This window comes from Variovorax sp. YR216 (assembly GCF_900107745.1).
In the GTDB taxonomy this organism is placed as follows: domain Bacteria; phylum Pseudomonadota; class Gammaproteobacteria; order Burkholderiales; family Burkholderiaceae_C; genus Variovorax.
In genome coordinates, this window is sequence record NZ_FNRO01000008.1 from 169290 (window position 1) to 183391 (window position 14102).

The following is a 14102-nucleotide window of genomic DNA, read 5'->3' on the forward strand; positions in this document are numbered from 1 at the left end:
GCTCGCAATGGCATCATCGCGAGCCCAACGCAGGAGACAGACGATGAAGACCATCAAGGGGCCGGCCATCTTCCTGGCCCAGTTTGCGGGCGATGACGCGCCCTTCAACTCCCTCGACGCGATCGCCGGCTGGGCGGCAGGCCTCGGCTACAAGGGCGTGCAGATTCCGAGTTGGGACGCCCGCCTCTTCGATCTGCAGCGGGCGGCCGAGAGCAAGACCTACTGCGACGAAGTGAAGGGCACGCTGGCTCGCCATGGGCTGGAGATCACGGAGCTTTCGACGCACCTGCAAGGACAACTCGTCGCAGTGCATCCGGCCTACGACGCGGGCTTCGACGGCTTCGCCGCGCCGGAAGTGCGCAACGATCCGGTCAAACGGCAGAGCTGGGCGGTCGAACAACTTCACTATGCCGCACAGGCTTCGGCCCATCTGGGACTGACCGCGCATGCGACCTTCTCGGGCGCGCTCGCATGGCCGTATCTCTATTCGTGGCCGCCGCGTCCGCCGGGCCTGATCGAAGAGGCCTTCGACGAGCTCGCGCGCCGCTGGAAGCCGATCCTCGACCGCTTCGACGAAGTCGGCGTCGACGTCTGCTACGAAATCCACCCCGGCGAGGACCTGCACGATGGCGTGACCTACGAGATGTTCCTCGAGCGCGTGAGCAACCATCCGCGCGCCTGCCTGCTGTACGACCCGAGCCACTTCGTGCTGCAGCAGCTCAACTACCTCGACTACATCGACCACTATCACGAGCGGATCAAGATCTTTCACGTGAAGGATGCCGAGTTCAATCCGACCGGCAAGCAGGGCGTCTACGGCGGCTTCCAGTCGTGGCTCGACCGCGCCGGCCGCTTCCGTTCGCTAGGCGACGGGCAGGTGGACTTCGGCGCGATCTTCTCGAAGATGGCCGCCTACGACTTCCCGGGCTGGGCGGTCCTCGAATGGGAGTGCTGTCTGAAGCACCCCGAGGACGGCGCGCGCGAAGGCGCCGAGTTCATCGCGAATCACATCATCCGCGTCGCCGACCGCGCCTTCGACGACTTCGCGGGCGGCGGCGTCAACACCGCCGCCAACAGGCAAATGCTCGGCCTCACCTGATCGCGAGCGTCTAGATCCCTTCGGGCTTGCGCAGGGTTTGCATGCGATCGATCGAGTGGACCTTGATCTTGCGCACCTCCGAACCCTGCTGCACCGTGAGCTCGACGTCGCCTTCGGCGACCGGCCGCTTCCAGAGCTGCTTGTAGAAGGCCTCGAGGGTGGTGACCTCGATGCCGTCGATCTCCAGCACCACGTCGCCGGGGTGCAGGCCGGCTTCGACCGCCGGCCCCGCGCGATCGACCCGCACGATCTCCACATGGCCGTCGCGCTCGGAGGACGAGACGCCGAGCCAAGGCCGGATGCTCGCGCGCGTGCGGCCGTTGGTCTGCAGTTCCGCGAGCACCGGCCGAAGCAGGTCGACCGGCACGAACATGTTGCCCGGCAGCGTCCGCTCCGGACCCGCGGCCTCCAGCACGAACAGGCTGCCGATGCCGAGCAGGTCGCCACGGCTGTTGAAGAGCGCGGCGCCGCTGTGATTGGCCACCGGCGGACTGGTGAAGATCGCGCTTTCGATGTGGTATTCCCAGTAGCCCGAGAACGGCCGCGTCGCGATCAGGCGGGTGAAGCCGACCTCGGTGCCGCGGCTGCTCCCGGTGGCGACCAGCAGTGGCTCGCCATCCTTCAGACTCGCGACACCGGCCATGGGCACCGGCTCGATGCCCCGAAGCGGCACCAGCGGGCGGACGAGGCCGAAGCCCGTCGCGAGGTCATAGGCGACCTGGCGCGCCGGCAGCACGCGGTCATCCTGCGTGAGCACTTCGATGGTCTCCGCTTCGAGCAGCAGGTAGCCGATGGTGAGGATCAACCCGTCCGGCCCGATCACCACGCCCGAACCCGACCGCCGCTGGCCGAGGCTGTCGGCGGAGGTCGCGCCTTCCGTCGCGGTGACGTTGAGCGCCACGACCGCGTCGCCCGCACGCTTGAGCGCGCGCACCTGCGCATTCATCGCCGCGGTCTCGGCCGGCGTCGCAGCCATTGCCGAGAGGCCGAGCAACGCGGCCACGCATGCGGCAACGCTGCCGAGCCACCGAACGCGATCTCGGACAAGGCCCGACGCCAGCGAAGATCGAATGAGTGATCCTTGCGTCCGCATGACCGCGCTCCTTGGAACGATGGTCCCCCATGGTGCGCCGCCGGGGCGCGGCCCGCAAGCCCGAACGACTCCCGGCGGGGCCGTCTATCGGGGGTCGAGCGAGGCCCGCGCACCCGGCACCTCTTCGCGGGTCACCAGCCAGATGCCGGCGCACACCAGCAGCAGGGCGAGGGCGTTCTTCCATTCGAGAAAGCGCTCATCGAGGAACAGCGCCGACAGAAGCGTCCCGAAGATCGGCACCATGAAGTTGAAGACCGTGACCATGCTCACGCGGTTGTACTTGAGCAGCGTGGTCCACAGCGAGAACGCCGCGGATGAGAGCACCACCAGATAGCCCAGCAGCATCAGCGCGCCGAGCGTCGGCTCGCGAAGGGTGCCGCCCAGAGCGAAGCCGATCAGCAGCAGCGTGGCGCCGCCGATCGCGAGCTGGTAGCCGGTGAGCACCACCGAATCGATGCGCTGAGAGAGCTTCTTGCCGTAGATGCTCGCCGCCGACAACACCAGCGCCGCCATCACGACGGAGCCTTCGCCCAGCAGCGTGAAATCGAACTGCATCGCGCCCCGGCCGAAATTGACCACCATCACGCCAACGAAGCCGACCACGCAGCCGAGCACCTTGTTGAAGCTGAGACGGTCGTTGTGATAGATGAAGTGCGCCAGCAGCACGCTGAAGAAGGTGCCCGTCGCGTTCATGATCGAACTCTTCACGCCCGTGGTGTGCGCCAGTCCCAGGTAGAAGAAGAGGTACTGCAGGCTGGTCTGCGTGAGGCCCAGCAAGGTCATCCGGCCGAGCGAACGGCGGTCGAAGCCGAAGACCGCCCTGCGGCTGAATGCGGCAACGACAAGCAACACCAGTCCGGCGAAGAGGAAGCGATAGCCAGCGAAGACCAGTTGCGACGGAATGTCGCCCGGCGCGATCTGGAAGAGCGCATAGCCGTTCTTGATGGCTGGAAAGGCGCTGCCCCAGAGCAGGCAGCACAGCGATGCAAGAAGAAAAACGACCTTGCGGTCGCTGAAGAAAGCGCGATTACCTGGCGAACTTGTCATACAACGGGGCCAGATTATCCATGGCTCGACAAAAGTTGTACGACGACTAAGCAGGGGGGCGACGCACCGAAAAGCAACAGTTATGCCAGTCGAGTAGAATGTCGGGTTCGTTTCGATACCGCGACGAAGCATTTCGTCAGATCGCCGGCAGGGTCCGCATTCGGTTCGAAACCGCGAGACCCATGGATGCCCAGGCCGGCTCCCTCCGTGGGTCGGTGCGTCAGCGATGGCCGATGCACGTCGCTCACTGCCTTCGTACCTTGTTGAAGCGAATGGCGCGCTGTCCGCTTCGGTGGGCGCATGGCCCCGGCCGGGCCGCGCTTGAACCGGCCGACCGTTTTCCTGTCCAATTACGACAAACATTCAAAGGTAATTCATGCCAAAGGAAGAACTGATCGAAATGAACGGCGCAGTCACTGAAGTGCTGCCCGATTCCCGCTACCGCGTGACCCTCGACAACGGCCATCAACTGATCGCCTACAGCGGCGGCAAGATGCGCAAGCACCACATCCGCATCCTGGCCGGCGACAAGGTTTCGCTCGAGCTCTCGCCCTACGACCTGACGAAGGGCCGCATCACGTTCCGTCACCTGGAACGCCGTGGCCCCCCGCCTACCACGGGCGGCAACAACTCGCAGCGCCGCTGATCTTGCAGTGACCGGTCCGTCCGCCGACTTCGCGCAGCTCCCGCTTTCGCCGCAAACGCTGGCGAATCTGGCGCAGCTCGGCTACGCGCAGATGACGCCGATCCAGGCGGCCAGTCTGCCGTCGGCGCTGCTCGGCAAGGACCTCATCGCGCAGGCCAAGACCGGCAGCGGCAAGACGGCCGCCTTCGGGCTGGCGCTGCTGGCGAATCTCAATCCGCGCCGTTTCGCGGTCCAGGCCCTGGTGCTGTGCCCGACGCGTGAACTCGCCGATCAGGTCACGACCGAAATCCGCCGCCTTGCCCGAGCCGCGGAAAACATCAAGGTGGTCACGCTCTGCGGCGGCGTCGCGCTGCGCGGGCAGCTCGCCAGCCTCGAGCACGGCGCGCATATCGTGGTTGGCACGCCCGGCCGCATCATGGACCACCTCGAGCGTGGCAGCCTCGATCTCGAAGCACTCAACACGCTCGTGCTCGACGAAGCCGATCGGATGCTCGACATGGGCTTCTTCGACGACATCGCCAAGGTCGCCCGGCAATGTCCCGCAGAACGACAGACGCTGCTGTTCTCGGCCACGTACCCGGAAGGCATCGAACGGCTCGCCGCGCAGTTCATGAAGAACCCGCAGCAGATCACCGTGCAGGCGCAGCACGAGGCAGGCAAGATCCGCCAGCACTGGTACGAAGTGCGTGGCGACGAGCGCCTTCACGCCGTGAGCCTGCTGCTCAACCATTTCCGTCCGCTCAGCACGCTGGCCTTCTGCAACACCAAGCAGCAGTGCCGCGACCTCGTGCAGGTGCTCCAGTCGCAGGGCTTCAGCGCATTGGCGCTGTTCGGTGAACTGGAGCAGCGCGAACGCGACCAGGTGCTCGTGCAGTTCGCCAACCGGAGCTGCTCGGTGCTGGTGGCCACCGACGTCGCGGCGCGCGGGCTCGACATCGCGCAGCTCGAAGCGGTGATCAACGTCGACGTGACGCCCGACCCCGAGGTCCACATCCACCGCATTGGCCGTACCGGCCGCGGCGACGCGGAAGGGCTGGTGCTGAACCTCGCCGCCATGGACGAGATGGGCAGCGTCGGGAAGATCGAGCAGTTGCAGGGCCGCGAATCCGAATGGCATCCCCTGGCCGAACTCACCTCCGGGAGTGCCGGGCCCCTGCAGCCGCCGATGGCAACGCTGCAGATCACCGGCGGTCGCAAGGAGAAGATCCGCGCCGGCGACGTGCTGGGCGCGCTCACCGGCGAGGCCGGCTTCACCCGCGAACAGGTCGGCAAGATCAACGTCAACGATTTCTCCACCTACGTGGCGGTCGACCGGCGCATCGCCCGCGAGGCCCTGCGCAGGCTGTCCGCAGGCCGCGTCAAGGGCAAGACCGTCAAAGTGCGGCTGCTCGAGGATGTGGCCTAATTACGCTTTTCGCTTTCTCATCAACCAGAGCTTTCCATGTCCAGCAAAATCCGCACCGAAGCCGACCGCAAGGCGTCCCCCAAGCCCGTTCCCATGCCCGGTTACAGCCTGCCCAAGATGGGTGGCGGCCAGAAGGTGAGCCTTGAGCGTGGCACCGCGACCCGCAGCAAGAAGAACCCCGGCAAGCGCGCCAAGAAGGGCGGCTGATCGCTTCACCGGTCCGGCGCGCATGTGTGCTCCGGCTCGCTGAACACCGCAGAACGCGCCTTCCGGGCGCGTTTTTCATTGGAGCTCCCGCCGCACATGTCCGACGACTACCAGATCGAGATTCCGCCCTCGTTCTTCGCGCTCTTCACCGACCGGCGTCAGCGCCTGTACGAGCCCATCGCCGTGGTGCGTGAGCGTTACGAGGTCTGCGAAGACCTCGCGAACCATCTCGTCCAGCAGGCGCTGACGCTGCACCACGTCGAGGTTCCGTCCGAGGTTGAAATCCTCGGGAAGATCCATGCAGGCCTCGCCGCGACCGGATCCAGCTTTTCCCCCGCCGAGGCGCAATGGGTCACGCGACGCCTCGCCGAACTCCTGGGCTGGGGCGATCCGTCGTTCGACGACCCGACGCACGCTCCTGACTAGGCCCTGCGCGCCGTCTTTTTCGCAGCAGGCGCCGCCGCCTCTTCCATTGGCGGAAAGACCGGCAGCGGCCGGAAAGCCACCTGCTTCGCGGCCGCCCATTCCATGCCCAATCCACGCAGGAGGCAGCTCGCCACCTCGCGCCCGTGCTTTTCAGGTGCGCGGCCGAACGCCACGCTGCGCATCGCCTGCTGCACCGAGCCGTTGATCATGTCCATTGCAGCCGCCTCGCTCGGCACGCGGAACGCCTTCTGCTTCACGCCCAGCCGCAGATCGGCCAGCACGTAATCGCGGATCTGCATCAGCAGTTCAGGCGCCGCGACTGAAACCTCCATCAGCATCAGCGCCCACTGCGGGCTTTGCTCGGCGAGCCAGATGTAGCGCTGGATGCCGATCGCCATGCGCTGCGCGCCTTCGGCCACGCCTTGCTGGCTCTCGGTGATGCGCCGGCACAGCGTGTCGGCCAGCAGCGTCGCGACACCGCGGGCGACGTCTTCCTTCGTCTTGAAGTGGTTGTAGACCGTACCGGTCGTGACGCCCGCAACCGCGGCGATTTCCTGGATCGTCGCATCGACATAGCCGCGCGAACCGAAGACCCGGATCGCTGCCTGCACCAGCTGCACCCGCGTGCGCTCGCGCTTGAGCAGGCCGGGCCGGGCGCGCCACACACTTTCGGCCAGGGCCTCTGGCAAAGGTGCTATTGACCCGGCACCAAAATTCACGCGATCATCCATTTTTGCACGCTACATCCAATTTTGAACGAACCACCCATTTAAATAGGAGTTTGCCATGCCTCCCGATCTCCGCCTCGGCTATCTGGTCTTCGACGTGCGCCGCCCCGACCGGTGGGCGGCCTTCTGCGAACACATGCTGGGTCTCCCGGCGCCGGTCGCCAACACGGACGGGAGCACCGGGTGGCAGCTCGACGAAGCCAGCCAGCGCCTGATCGTGCGCGAAGGCCCCGCCGACGACCTGGCGGCGATCGGCCTGCAATGCGGCAGCAACGAGGCGCTCGACCGCATCTTGAACCGCCTTCACGTGGCTGGCTGCGCCGTCGAAGCAGGCGACGCGGCGCTTTGCCACGCGCGCCGCGTGCAGCGGCTGCATCGCTGCGTCGATCCATGCGGCAACGCGGTCGAACTGTTCACGGGGCCCGAGCGGTCCGCCGCACCATTCAGCTCCGCGGCCTTTCCCGAGGGCTTCCGGACCGGCGATCTGGGCCTGGGCCATGCGGTGCTCGTGTCCCATGACATCGAGCGCATGGAGGCGTTCTATGTCGAGGTACTCGGTTTCGGCGTGACCGAGCGCCTGGCGACGCGGGTTGGGCCCATGGACATCCGCGGCGTGTTCCTGCACTGCAACCAGCGCCACCATTCGCTGGCGCTCTTCGACATGCCACTGCGCAAGCGCATGCATCACTTCATGCTGCAGGCCGAGCGCCTGTGCGACATCGGGCTTGCCTTCGAGCGCGCGCGCCTTCACAAGGTGCCGCTGAGCCTGGAACTGGGCCAGCATCCCGCGCCGGACAGCACCTTCTCGTTCTATGGCGAGACGCCATCGGGGTTCGACTTCGAGATCGGCGCCGGCACGCAGACGATCCATCCCGAAGGCTGGCAAACGCATCACACCGAGATCACCAGCACCTGGGGCCACAAGCCCCGGCTGCGCCTGCAGCTGAAGATGGCTGCCGGGTTGATCGCGCAGAAGATGTCGGGCGCCACTCGCCAGGCGAAGGAGCTGGCATGAGCGCCGCGAAGGGCCGCCGCTGGCTCAGGCGCATCGCGGTCACATTCGTTGCACTGATCGCATTGGCGGCCGTCGCGATATTCGCCGGCGACCAGATCGGCCGCGCCAGGATGCAGCGCCACGTCGACGTCGCGGTGAAGGGCGTTCCCTTCCGCGATGACGCCGCGGCCATCGAGCGCGGGCGCTACCTGTTCGCCTCGCGAGGCTGCGTCGACTGCCACGGTGCGAAGGGCGGCGGCGCGGTGTTCGTCGACGACGGCAAGGGCCTGCGCATCGCGGGCCCGAACATCAGCCCCGGGCCGGGCAGCGTCGTCGCCGGGTACACGCCCGCGGACTGGGAGCGCACGATCCGCCACGGTGTCAATCCGAAGGGGCGCGCCCTGATGGTCATGCCGAGCGAGGACTACAACCGCTTCACCGACGACGACCTCGCCTCGCTCGTCGCCTACCTGCGCCAGATCGCGCCGGCCAACGGCGGTGGGCCGGTGGTCGAGCTGCCGCTGCCGGTGCGGGTGCTGTATGGCTTCGGCGTGATTCGCGATGCGGCCGCGAAGATCGACCACACGCGCCCACCCGAGCCACCCGTGCCCGACGGCGTAACCACCACGCACGGAGCCTATGTCGCCAACATGTGCCTGGGCTGCCATGGCGCGAAGCTCAACGGCGGCAAGATCCCCGGCGGTCCGCCCGACTGGCCGCCCGCGGCGAATCTCACACCGGGCGAAGGCACCGCGATGACCCGCTACCCTGACGCGGAAGCCTTCGCGAAGCTCTTCAAGACCGGCAACCGGCCGGACGGCACGGCGGTGAAGGTGATGCCCTTCGGTTCGTTGCGCGAGATGAGCGATACCGATGTGCGGGCGCTGTTTCTCTATCTGAAGACCTTGCAGCCGGCGCCCCACGGCTGAGGGCCTTGCTCAATCGATCCACGGCTCTACGATCGACCCCATTACCCCACGGAGTCCCGCCATGAGCAACGAGCTGCGCAACAAGCTGCACGAACTGCAGGAGCTGTCGACCAACGCCGCCGATCCGCAGACCCGCGCGATCATCGAGGCGCTGCGGCTTCAGACCGCCATCCTCAACGAACGGCTGTTTCGCATCGAGCTGCAGCTCAGCGAAGTCATCAAGCGCCGGGACGCGAGCGTCGACTCCGCCTGAGCGGGCTCGCTCAGCCGCGGTGCTCGGCGTTGCGCTTGCGGGTGGCGGCGGCCTTCTTCGCCGAGGCGGACCGCTCGGCGGCACTGCGCGATGCGGAGGCCGCGCCGCCCAGCCGGCCGCCCTTGTGGGCGGGCGCGTGGTTCTCGGCCTTGCCGCGGCCCGAACCGCTCTTCTTGCCGCCGCCGGTTTCGGCGTTGACCGTCGCCCAGGCGCGGCGTTCGGCCTCGCCCTTCGCGACGCCACGGTGCTCGTAGCCCTTTTCGATGTGCTCGGCCTGACGCTTCTGCTTGTTGGTGTACGACGATTTGTCACCTCTTGGCATGGTGCGGCTCCTTCAGTGGATGAGGTTCTCAATCGTTGGCCCGGCGCACGCGATGCGGGTAGGAGGTTCAGGCCGGCCCACGTCAGCAAGCGCTTGCACGACTGCGCCACGGCTGGCCGTTCGGCCGGTTCCTACATGCGCGCGATCCGGCTACCGTTACGCTTGGAGACGAAAACCAAGGAGCCAGCGTGAAACGCGCAAACATCGCCGTATTGACAGGCCTGTCCCTGCTGGTCGGGCTGGCTGCGGGGACGGCAGGCTATGCCGTCCTGCGGCTCGCACGGTCGACGAAGCTGGCGGGCCGCGGCCATTCCTACGACCAGGTCGCCGGGGCCGAAGGCTCGAGGCTGCTGGTGATCGGCGACAGCACCGGCAGCGGCGCCGGCGCGAGCGATCCGCAATTCAGCCTCCCGGGGCTTCTGTCGCGCGCGAATCCGTCGCTCACCGTGGTCAACCACGCGCAGCCCGGTGCACGCTTCGAGGACTTCCTGGCGCAGCTCGATGGCGAAGAGCCTTTCGATGCGGTGCTGGTCCTCGGCGGCGGCAACGACGTGATCCGCATGACGCGCCTGGCCGGTCTGCGCCACACCGTGGAGCGGGTCGCGCAGCGGGCCCGCGTGCGGGCCGGCCTGGTGGTGTTCATGCCGCCGGGCAACCTCGGCAACGCGCGGCCGTTCCTGCCGCCATGGGACTGGTGGATGGCCTGGCGCTCGCGGCGGCTGAATGCGATCGTCTCGGAAGTCGCGCGTGCCAACGGCGCGCTCTGCGTTTCGCTGTACCAGGAGCGCGAGGACGATCCCTTCGCGCGCCATTCCCGCCGCATGCACTCGAGGGACGGCCTGCATCCGAGCGACGCGGGCTACGAGCTGTGGCAGCGCGAGCTCGAAACGCAGGTCCAGCTATCGGCCAAGCTGCGCAAGATCGGGCGGACCGCCGCGCGGCGCGGCGCCGACTTCTGACGCGAACATCGGCTGCACGCGCCACCACGCCGGCAGCAGCGCGCGGATTTCCTGTCGCGCGAAGCGGTCGTCGAGCAGGTAGAGCACGCCCGCGTCCGTCTCGGTGCGGATGACGCGGCCGGCCGCCTGCACCACCTTCTGCAGCCCGGGGTAGACGTAGGTGTATTCGTAGCCGTCGCCGAAGAGCGCGTCCATGCGCTCGCGCATGACCTCGTTGGGCTCGTTGTGCTGCGGCAGGCCGAGGCTCGCGACGAAAGCGCCGACGAGGCGATCGCCCGGCAGGTCGATCCCTTCGCCGAACGCGCCGCCGAGCACCGCGAAGCCGATGCCCTGGCCGCCCGGCACGAAGCGCGCGAGAAAGGCGTCCCGGTCGGCCTCGCGCATGCCGCGCGACTGCGCCCAGGTCGGCACGTCGGGATGCCGGTCGGCGAAGGCGGCCGATGCATCCGCGAGGTAGTCGAAGCTGCTGAAGAAAGCCAGGTAGTTGCCGGGGCGTTGCGCGAACTGCTCCGCAATGATGTCCACCAGGGTTGCGAGCGAGCGTGGCCGATCGCGAAAGCGCGTCGACACATCCATGGCGACGCGCACCGTGAGCTGCTCGCTGCGAAAGGGCGAGTCCACGTCGAGCGTCGCGGTGTCGTCGGGCAGCCCCAGCGTGTCGCGGTAGAACGAGAAGGGCGCCAGCGTGCCCGAGAAGCAGGTGGCCGACGCACAGGCGCCGAAGCGGCCGGCAAGAAATGGCGCCGGAACGAGGTTGCGGATGACGAGCACGCGTGCGCCGTCCGGGCCCAGCGTGCATTCGAAGACCGAGTGCCGCGCGAAGGAATCGACCAGCCGGGCGAACCGCAGCACATCGAAGAAGCACTGCTGGAGCGGGCCGAGCGGCTCGTCGGGATGCGCGGTGAAATGCTCGGCCATCACCGCGACCGCGTCGAGCAGCGCGCGCGCAAACGCCTCGGGGATTTCATCGCGCGCCTCGTAGGCGGCGACCTGCTCGCGCTGCAGCAGCCGCCATTCGCGGTCGAGATTGCGCAGCGCCTTGCGGATCGGCACGGGGGCCTTCTCCATCACGCCGTCGATCGCGGTCGATGCGAGCTCCGCCGAATACATGCCGCGCGCACGGTCGAGCAGGTTGTGCGCCTCGTCGACGAGAAGGGCGACGCGCCAGTCTTCCTCTTTCGTCAGCGCATACAGGAAGGCGCTGCCGTCGAAGTAGTAGTTGTAGTCGCCGACGATCACGTCGCTCCAGCGGACCAGCTCCTGCGCGAGGTAGTAGGGGCAGACCTCGTGCTGCAGCGCGATGCGGCGCAGTTCGATGCGGTCGAGCCAGCCGGCTTGCACCGCCTCGCCGCGCGCAGCCGGCAGGCGGTCGTAGAAGCCGCGCGCCAGCGGGCAGGCCTCGCCGTTGCATGCGCGCCCGGGATGCTCGCAGGCCTTCTCGCGGGCGGCGAGCTCGAGCACGCGCAGCGGCGCGCGTTCGCGGTCGAGCGCGCGCAGCGCTTCGAGCGCCACCCCGCGGCCCGAAGTCTTCGCGGTGAGGAAGAAGACCTTGTCGAGCTTCTGCGCGGGCCTCGCCTTGAGCAGTGGAAAGAGCGTCGCCACCGTCTTGCCGATGCCGGTCGGCGCCTGCGCCAGCAGGCAGCGGTCCGACGCGGCGGCGCGGTACACCGCTTCGGCGAGATCGCGCTGGCCGGGGCGGAAGTCGCCGTGGGGGAAGGCAAGCGCTCCGAGCGCGTGGTCGATGTCCGTTCGATGCTTTGCCTCCTGCTCGGCCCAGGCCAGAAAGCGGCCGCACAGGGTCTCGAAATGCGCGCGCAGTTCGTCGCGCGTGCAGGTCTCTTCGAGCACCGTTTCTTCCTCGCTGTCGAGGTCCAGATAGACCAGGGCGACGCCCATCCGCTGGAGCTGGTCGCGTTCGCACAGCATCCACGCATAGGTCTTCGCCTGCGCCCAGTGCAGCGCGCGGTGGTTGGACTTGATGGCCGCGAACTCCCCGCGGAAGGTCTTGATCTCCTCGACGCGGCGGCGATGCGGGTCGTAGCCGTCCGCGCGGCCGCGCACGGTCAGGCGATCGAACGCCGCGGCAAGGATGACTTCGCTTTCATAGGCGGGACCCCGGCGGTTCTGCACCAGGCGGTGCCCGCCCTGGCCTTCCTGCGCGCTCGGAACCGGCACGAAGCGCAGGTCGAGGTCGCCCGCCTTCGCGGCGAAGGCGCACAGCGTCTTCACCGAAACGGTGAGCGCCGTGGCCGGACCTTCGGCGGTGGAGGGTGATTCAGGGGAAGAGGGGAGCATCGCGCTGGATGAATATACAGCGCGAGCTTACGCCCCCCACTCCCTATTGCCCGTGGACTCACATGATCGAAGTCACGAGGAGGGCGAGCGATGCCGCCGCCATCGCCGCGGTGGCGAGCCAGCCGAGCACCTTCCATTTGCGCGAGAGCACGATGCCGGCCATCACCTTCGGGCTGGAGGCGGCGATCATCACCGCGACCATCACGGGCACCGAGATCACCGCGTTGATCACCGCCGCGCCCACGAGTGCGGCGATCGGATCGAGCCCGGAGAGACTCACCGCGATGGCCAGCCCCATCGCCGCGGCGAGGATGCCGTAGAAGCTGCGCCCCTGCGAAAGCGTGAGATTCAGCCCCCGGCGTACGTGGAAGTAGCTCGCGACCGCGTCTGCGGCCGATCCGGCGAGCACCGGCAGCGCAAGCATGCCGGTGCCGACGATGCCCAGCGCGAAGAGCATGAAGGCCGCATCGCCCGCGATCGGCCGCAGCGCGGCTGCCGCCTGTTCGGTGGTCTGGATGTGGGTCTGGCCGTGCGCATGCAGGGTCGCGGCAGTGGCCGTGATCATGAAGAAAGCGATGAGGTTCGAAAAGCCCATCCCGGCGATCGTGTCGAGGCGCAGCCGCCGCAGTTGCCGCCGTATCTGCTCGGGCGCATGACGCAGCGGCTTGTCCTCGGGAATGCGACGGATCTCCTCGACCTCCTGCGAGGCCTGCCAGAAGAAGAGATAGGGACTGATGGTGGTCCCGAGAATCGCCACGACGGTGGTCACGAACTCGCGGCTCCATTGGAAGGACGGTGCGTAGATGCCCCGTGCCGCGGCGATCCAGTCCACGTCGACGGCGAACACCACCCCCACGTAGGCGAAGAGAGACAGCGTCAGCCATTTGAGGACGCGCACGTACTGGTCGTACCTCACGAACACCTGCAGCAGCAGCGAGACGATGCCGAAGCCGGCCGCGTAGCCGGCCGGATGGCCCGGCAGCACCAGCGCGGTCGCATGGCCCATCGCGCTCAGGTCGGCCGCGAGATTGATGACGTTCGCCACCAGCAGCAGCACGATGAGGCTCACCACGATCCAGCCGGGACAGAAGCGCGCGAAGTTTTCGGTGAGGTTGCGCCCGGTCACGCGCCCGATGCGCGCGCTGGCGAGCTGGATGCCCACCATCAGCGGAAAGGTCAGCACCACGGTCCAGCCCAGTGCGTAGCCGAATTGCGCGCCGGCCTGCGAATAGGTCGCGATGCCGCTCGGATCGTCGTCGGCGGCGCCGGTGATCAGCCCCGGGCCGAGCTTGGACCACCATCGCCCGCCGTCGGCGCGGACGTCGGTGCTTGCAGGGCTGGCGGGTGTGCTCATGGGCGGCTCCGGTCTTCAGGGGCGGAGGATCACTCTGGCTGGCCAGGCTCGGCCGCCGCATAGGCACAGTCCCCTGCGCGCTGTGGGACTTCGTCGAGTCCGGGCCTGCTGTACGCGGGCATCCGCGTCAACGCGGCGGCGCCGGGGCCGGTCTGGACGCCGCTGAATCCCGCCGATCGCCAGGGCGACGAGGTGAAGGACTTCGGCCGGCACACCGACATGAAAAGGCCGGCGCAGCCCGAGGAGCTGTCGCCGGCCTATGTGTTCCTCGCCGCGCCGTGCGAGCTACATCACCGGCATCGTGCTGCCGGTGACGGGAAGCGTGGGCGCGGTGTAGGTCGTTCC

At 67.6% G+C, this 14102-nt stretch carries 15 protein-coding genes and 1 pseudogene; 10 read left to right on the forward strand and 6 right to left on the reverse strand.

Annotation, left to right across the window (positions count from 1 at the left end):
• Window positions 1-43 precede the first annotated feature (43 nt).
• Window positions 44-1099 (forward strand): sugar phosphate isomerase/epimerase family protein, encoded by a 1056-nt coding sequence (locus tag BLW05_RS20930; protein WP_093165490.1) that lies wholly within the window; start codon window positions 44-46, stop codon window positions 1097-1099.
• Between the two features lie 10 nt (window positions 1100-1109).
• On the opposite strand, the gene BLW05_RS20935 is transcribed toward BLW05_RS20930, so the two are convergent.
• Together BLW05_RS20935 and BLW05_RS20940 are read right to left on the reverse strand one after the other, a co-directional pair.
• A complete protein-coding gene (locus BLW05_RS20935; protein WP_093165491.1) occupies window positions 1110-2192 on the reverse strand; it encodes a S1C family serine protease in 1083 nt (360 codons plus the stop codon).
• An 84-nt stretch (window positions 2193-2276) separates the two neighbouring features.
• Window positions 2277-3239, reverse strand: coding sequence for a DMT family transporter (locus BLW05_RS20940; RefSeq protein ID WP_093165492.1), 963 nt, complete (start codon window positions 3237-3239; stop codon window positions 2277-2279).
• A 376-nt stretch (window positions 3240-3615) separates the two neighbouring features.
• Here BLW05_RS20940 and infA point away from each other — a divergent pair, with 376 nt between their 5' ends.
• The 4 genes from infA to BLW05_RS20955 all read left to right on the forward strand — a co-directional run bounded on the left by infA (window position 3616) and on the right by BLW05_RS20955 (window position 5923).
• Window positions 3616-3885 (forward strand): translation initiation factor IF-1, encoded by a 270-nt coding sequence (gene infA / locus BLW05_RS20945; RefSeq protein ID WP_093165493.1) that lies wholly within the window; start codon window positions 3616-3618, stop codon window positions 3883-3885.
• Between the two features lie 7 nt (window positions 3886-3892).
• Window positions 3893-5290 carry an ATP-dependent RNA helicase DbpA gene (gene dbpA / locus BLW05_RS20950; RefSeq protein WP_093165494.1) on the forward strand — a complete coding sequence of 466 codons (1398 nt, stop codon included), beginning with the start codon at window positions 3893-3895 and terminating at the stop codon, window positions 5288-5290.
• Window positions 5291-5326: 36 nt separating this feature from the next.
• Window positions 5327-5497 carry a hypothetical protein gene (locus BLW05_RS36000; RefSeq protein WP_177142750.1) on the forward strand — a complete coding sequence of 57 codons (171 nt, stop codon included), beginning with the start codon at window positions 5327-5329 and terminating at the stop codon, window positions 5495-5497.
• 96 nt (window positions 5498-5593) lie between these two features.
• Window positions 5594-5923 carry a hypothetical protein gene (locus tag BLW05_RS20955; protein ID WP_093165495.1) on the forward strand — a complete coding sequence of 110 codons (330 nt, stop codon included), beginning with the start codon at window positions 5594-5596 and terminating at the stop codon, window positions 5921-5923.
• On the opposite strand, the gene BLW05_RS20960 is transcribed toward BLW05_RS20955, so the two are convergent.
• Window positions 5920-6612: a TetR/AcrR family transcriptional regulator gene (locus tag BLW05_RS20960; protein WP_177142751.1), complete on the reverse strand. Its 693-nt coding sequence runs from the start codon at window positions 6610-6612 to the stop codon at window positions 5920-5922. The two genes, BLW05_RS20955 and BLW05_RS20960, sit on opposite strands and share 4 nt — an antisense overlap.
• 97 nt (window positions 6613-6709) lie before the next feature.
• Between BLW05_RS20960 and BLW05_RS20965 the strand changes: the two genes are divergently transcribed.
• From BLW05_RS20965 to BLW05_RS20975, 3 genes are all read left to right on the forward strand, one after another.
• Entirely contained in the window at window positions 6710-7666 is a 957-nt protein-coding gene (locus BLW05_RS20965; protein WP_093165497.1) for a VOC family protein, read from the forward strand.
• A complete protein-coding gene (locus tag BLW05_RS20970; protein ID WP_093165498.1) occupies window positions 7663-8574 on the forward strand; it encodes a c-type cytochrome in 912 nt (303 codons plus the stop codon). Before BLW05_RS20965 ends, BLW05_RS20970 begins: the two co-directional genes overlap by 4 nt.
• A gap of 61 nt (window positions 8575-8635) precedes the next feature.
• Window positions 8636-8827 (forward strand): hypothetical protein, encoded by a 192-nt coding sequence (locus BLW05_RS20975; RefSeq protein ID WP_093165499.1) that lies wholly within the window; start codon window positions 8636-8638, stop codon window positions 8825-8827.
• Between the two features lie 10 nt (window positions 8828-8837).
• On the opposite strand, the gene BLW05_RS20980 is transcribed toward BLW05_RS20975, so the two are convergent.
• Window positions 8838-9149 (reverse strand): plasmid stabilization protein, encoded by a 312-nt coding sequence (locus BLW05_RS20980; RefSeq protein WP_093165500.1) that lies wholly within the window; start codon window positions 9147-9149, stop codon window positions 8838-8840.
• Between the two features lie 188 nt (window positions 9150-9337).
• Here BLW05_RS20980 and BLW05_RS20985 point away from each other — a divergent pair, with 188 nt between their 5' ends.
• Entirely contained in the window at window positions 9338-10108 is a 771-nt protein-coding gene (locus BLW05_RS20985) for a GDSL-type esterase/lipase family protein (protein WP_177142752.1), read from the forward strand.
• On the opposite strand, the gene BLW05_RS20990 is transcribed toward BLW05_RS20985, so the two are convergent.
• Together BLW05_RS20990 and BLW05_RS20995 are read right to left on the reverse strand one after the other, a co-directional pair.
• The gene (locus tag BLW05_RS20990) at window positions 10049-12403 is read right to left on the reverse strand and encodes a helicase C-terminal domain-containing protein (RefSeq protein WP_093165502.1); all 2355 of its coding nucleotides are present in this window, start codon (window positions 12401-12403) and stop codon (window positions 10049-10051) included. The genes BLW05_RS20985 and BLW05_RS20990 overlap by 60 nt on opposite strands.
• Before the next feature lie 58 nt (window positions 12404-12461).
• Window positions 12462-13757 (reverse strand): Nramp family divalent metal transporter, encoded by a 1296-nt coding sequence (locus BLW05_RS20995; protein WP_093165503.1) that lies wholly within the window; start codon window positions 13755-13757, stop codon window positions 12462-12464.
• Between the two features lie 105 nt (window positions 13758-13862).
• Between BLW05_RS20995 and BLW05_RS21000 the strand changes: the two are divergent.
• Window positions 13863-14094, forward strand: a pseudogene (locus tag BLW05_RS21000) (SDR family oxidoreductase); the annotation flags it as partial.
• Between the last annotated feature and the right edge of the window lie 8 nt (window positions 14095-14102).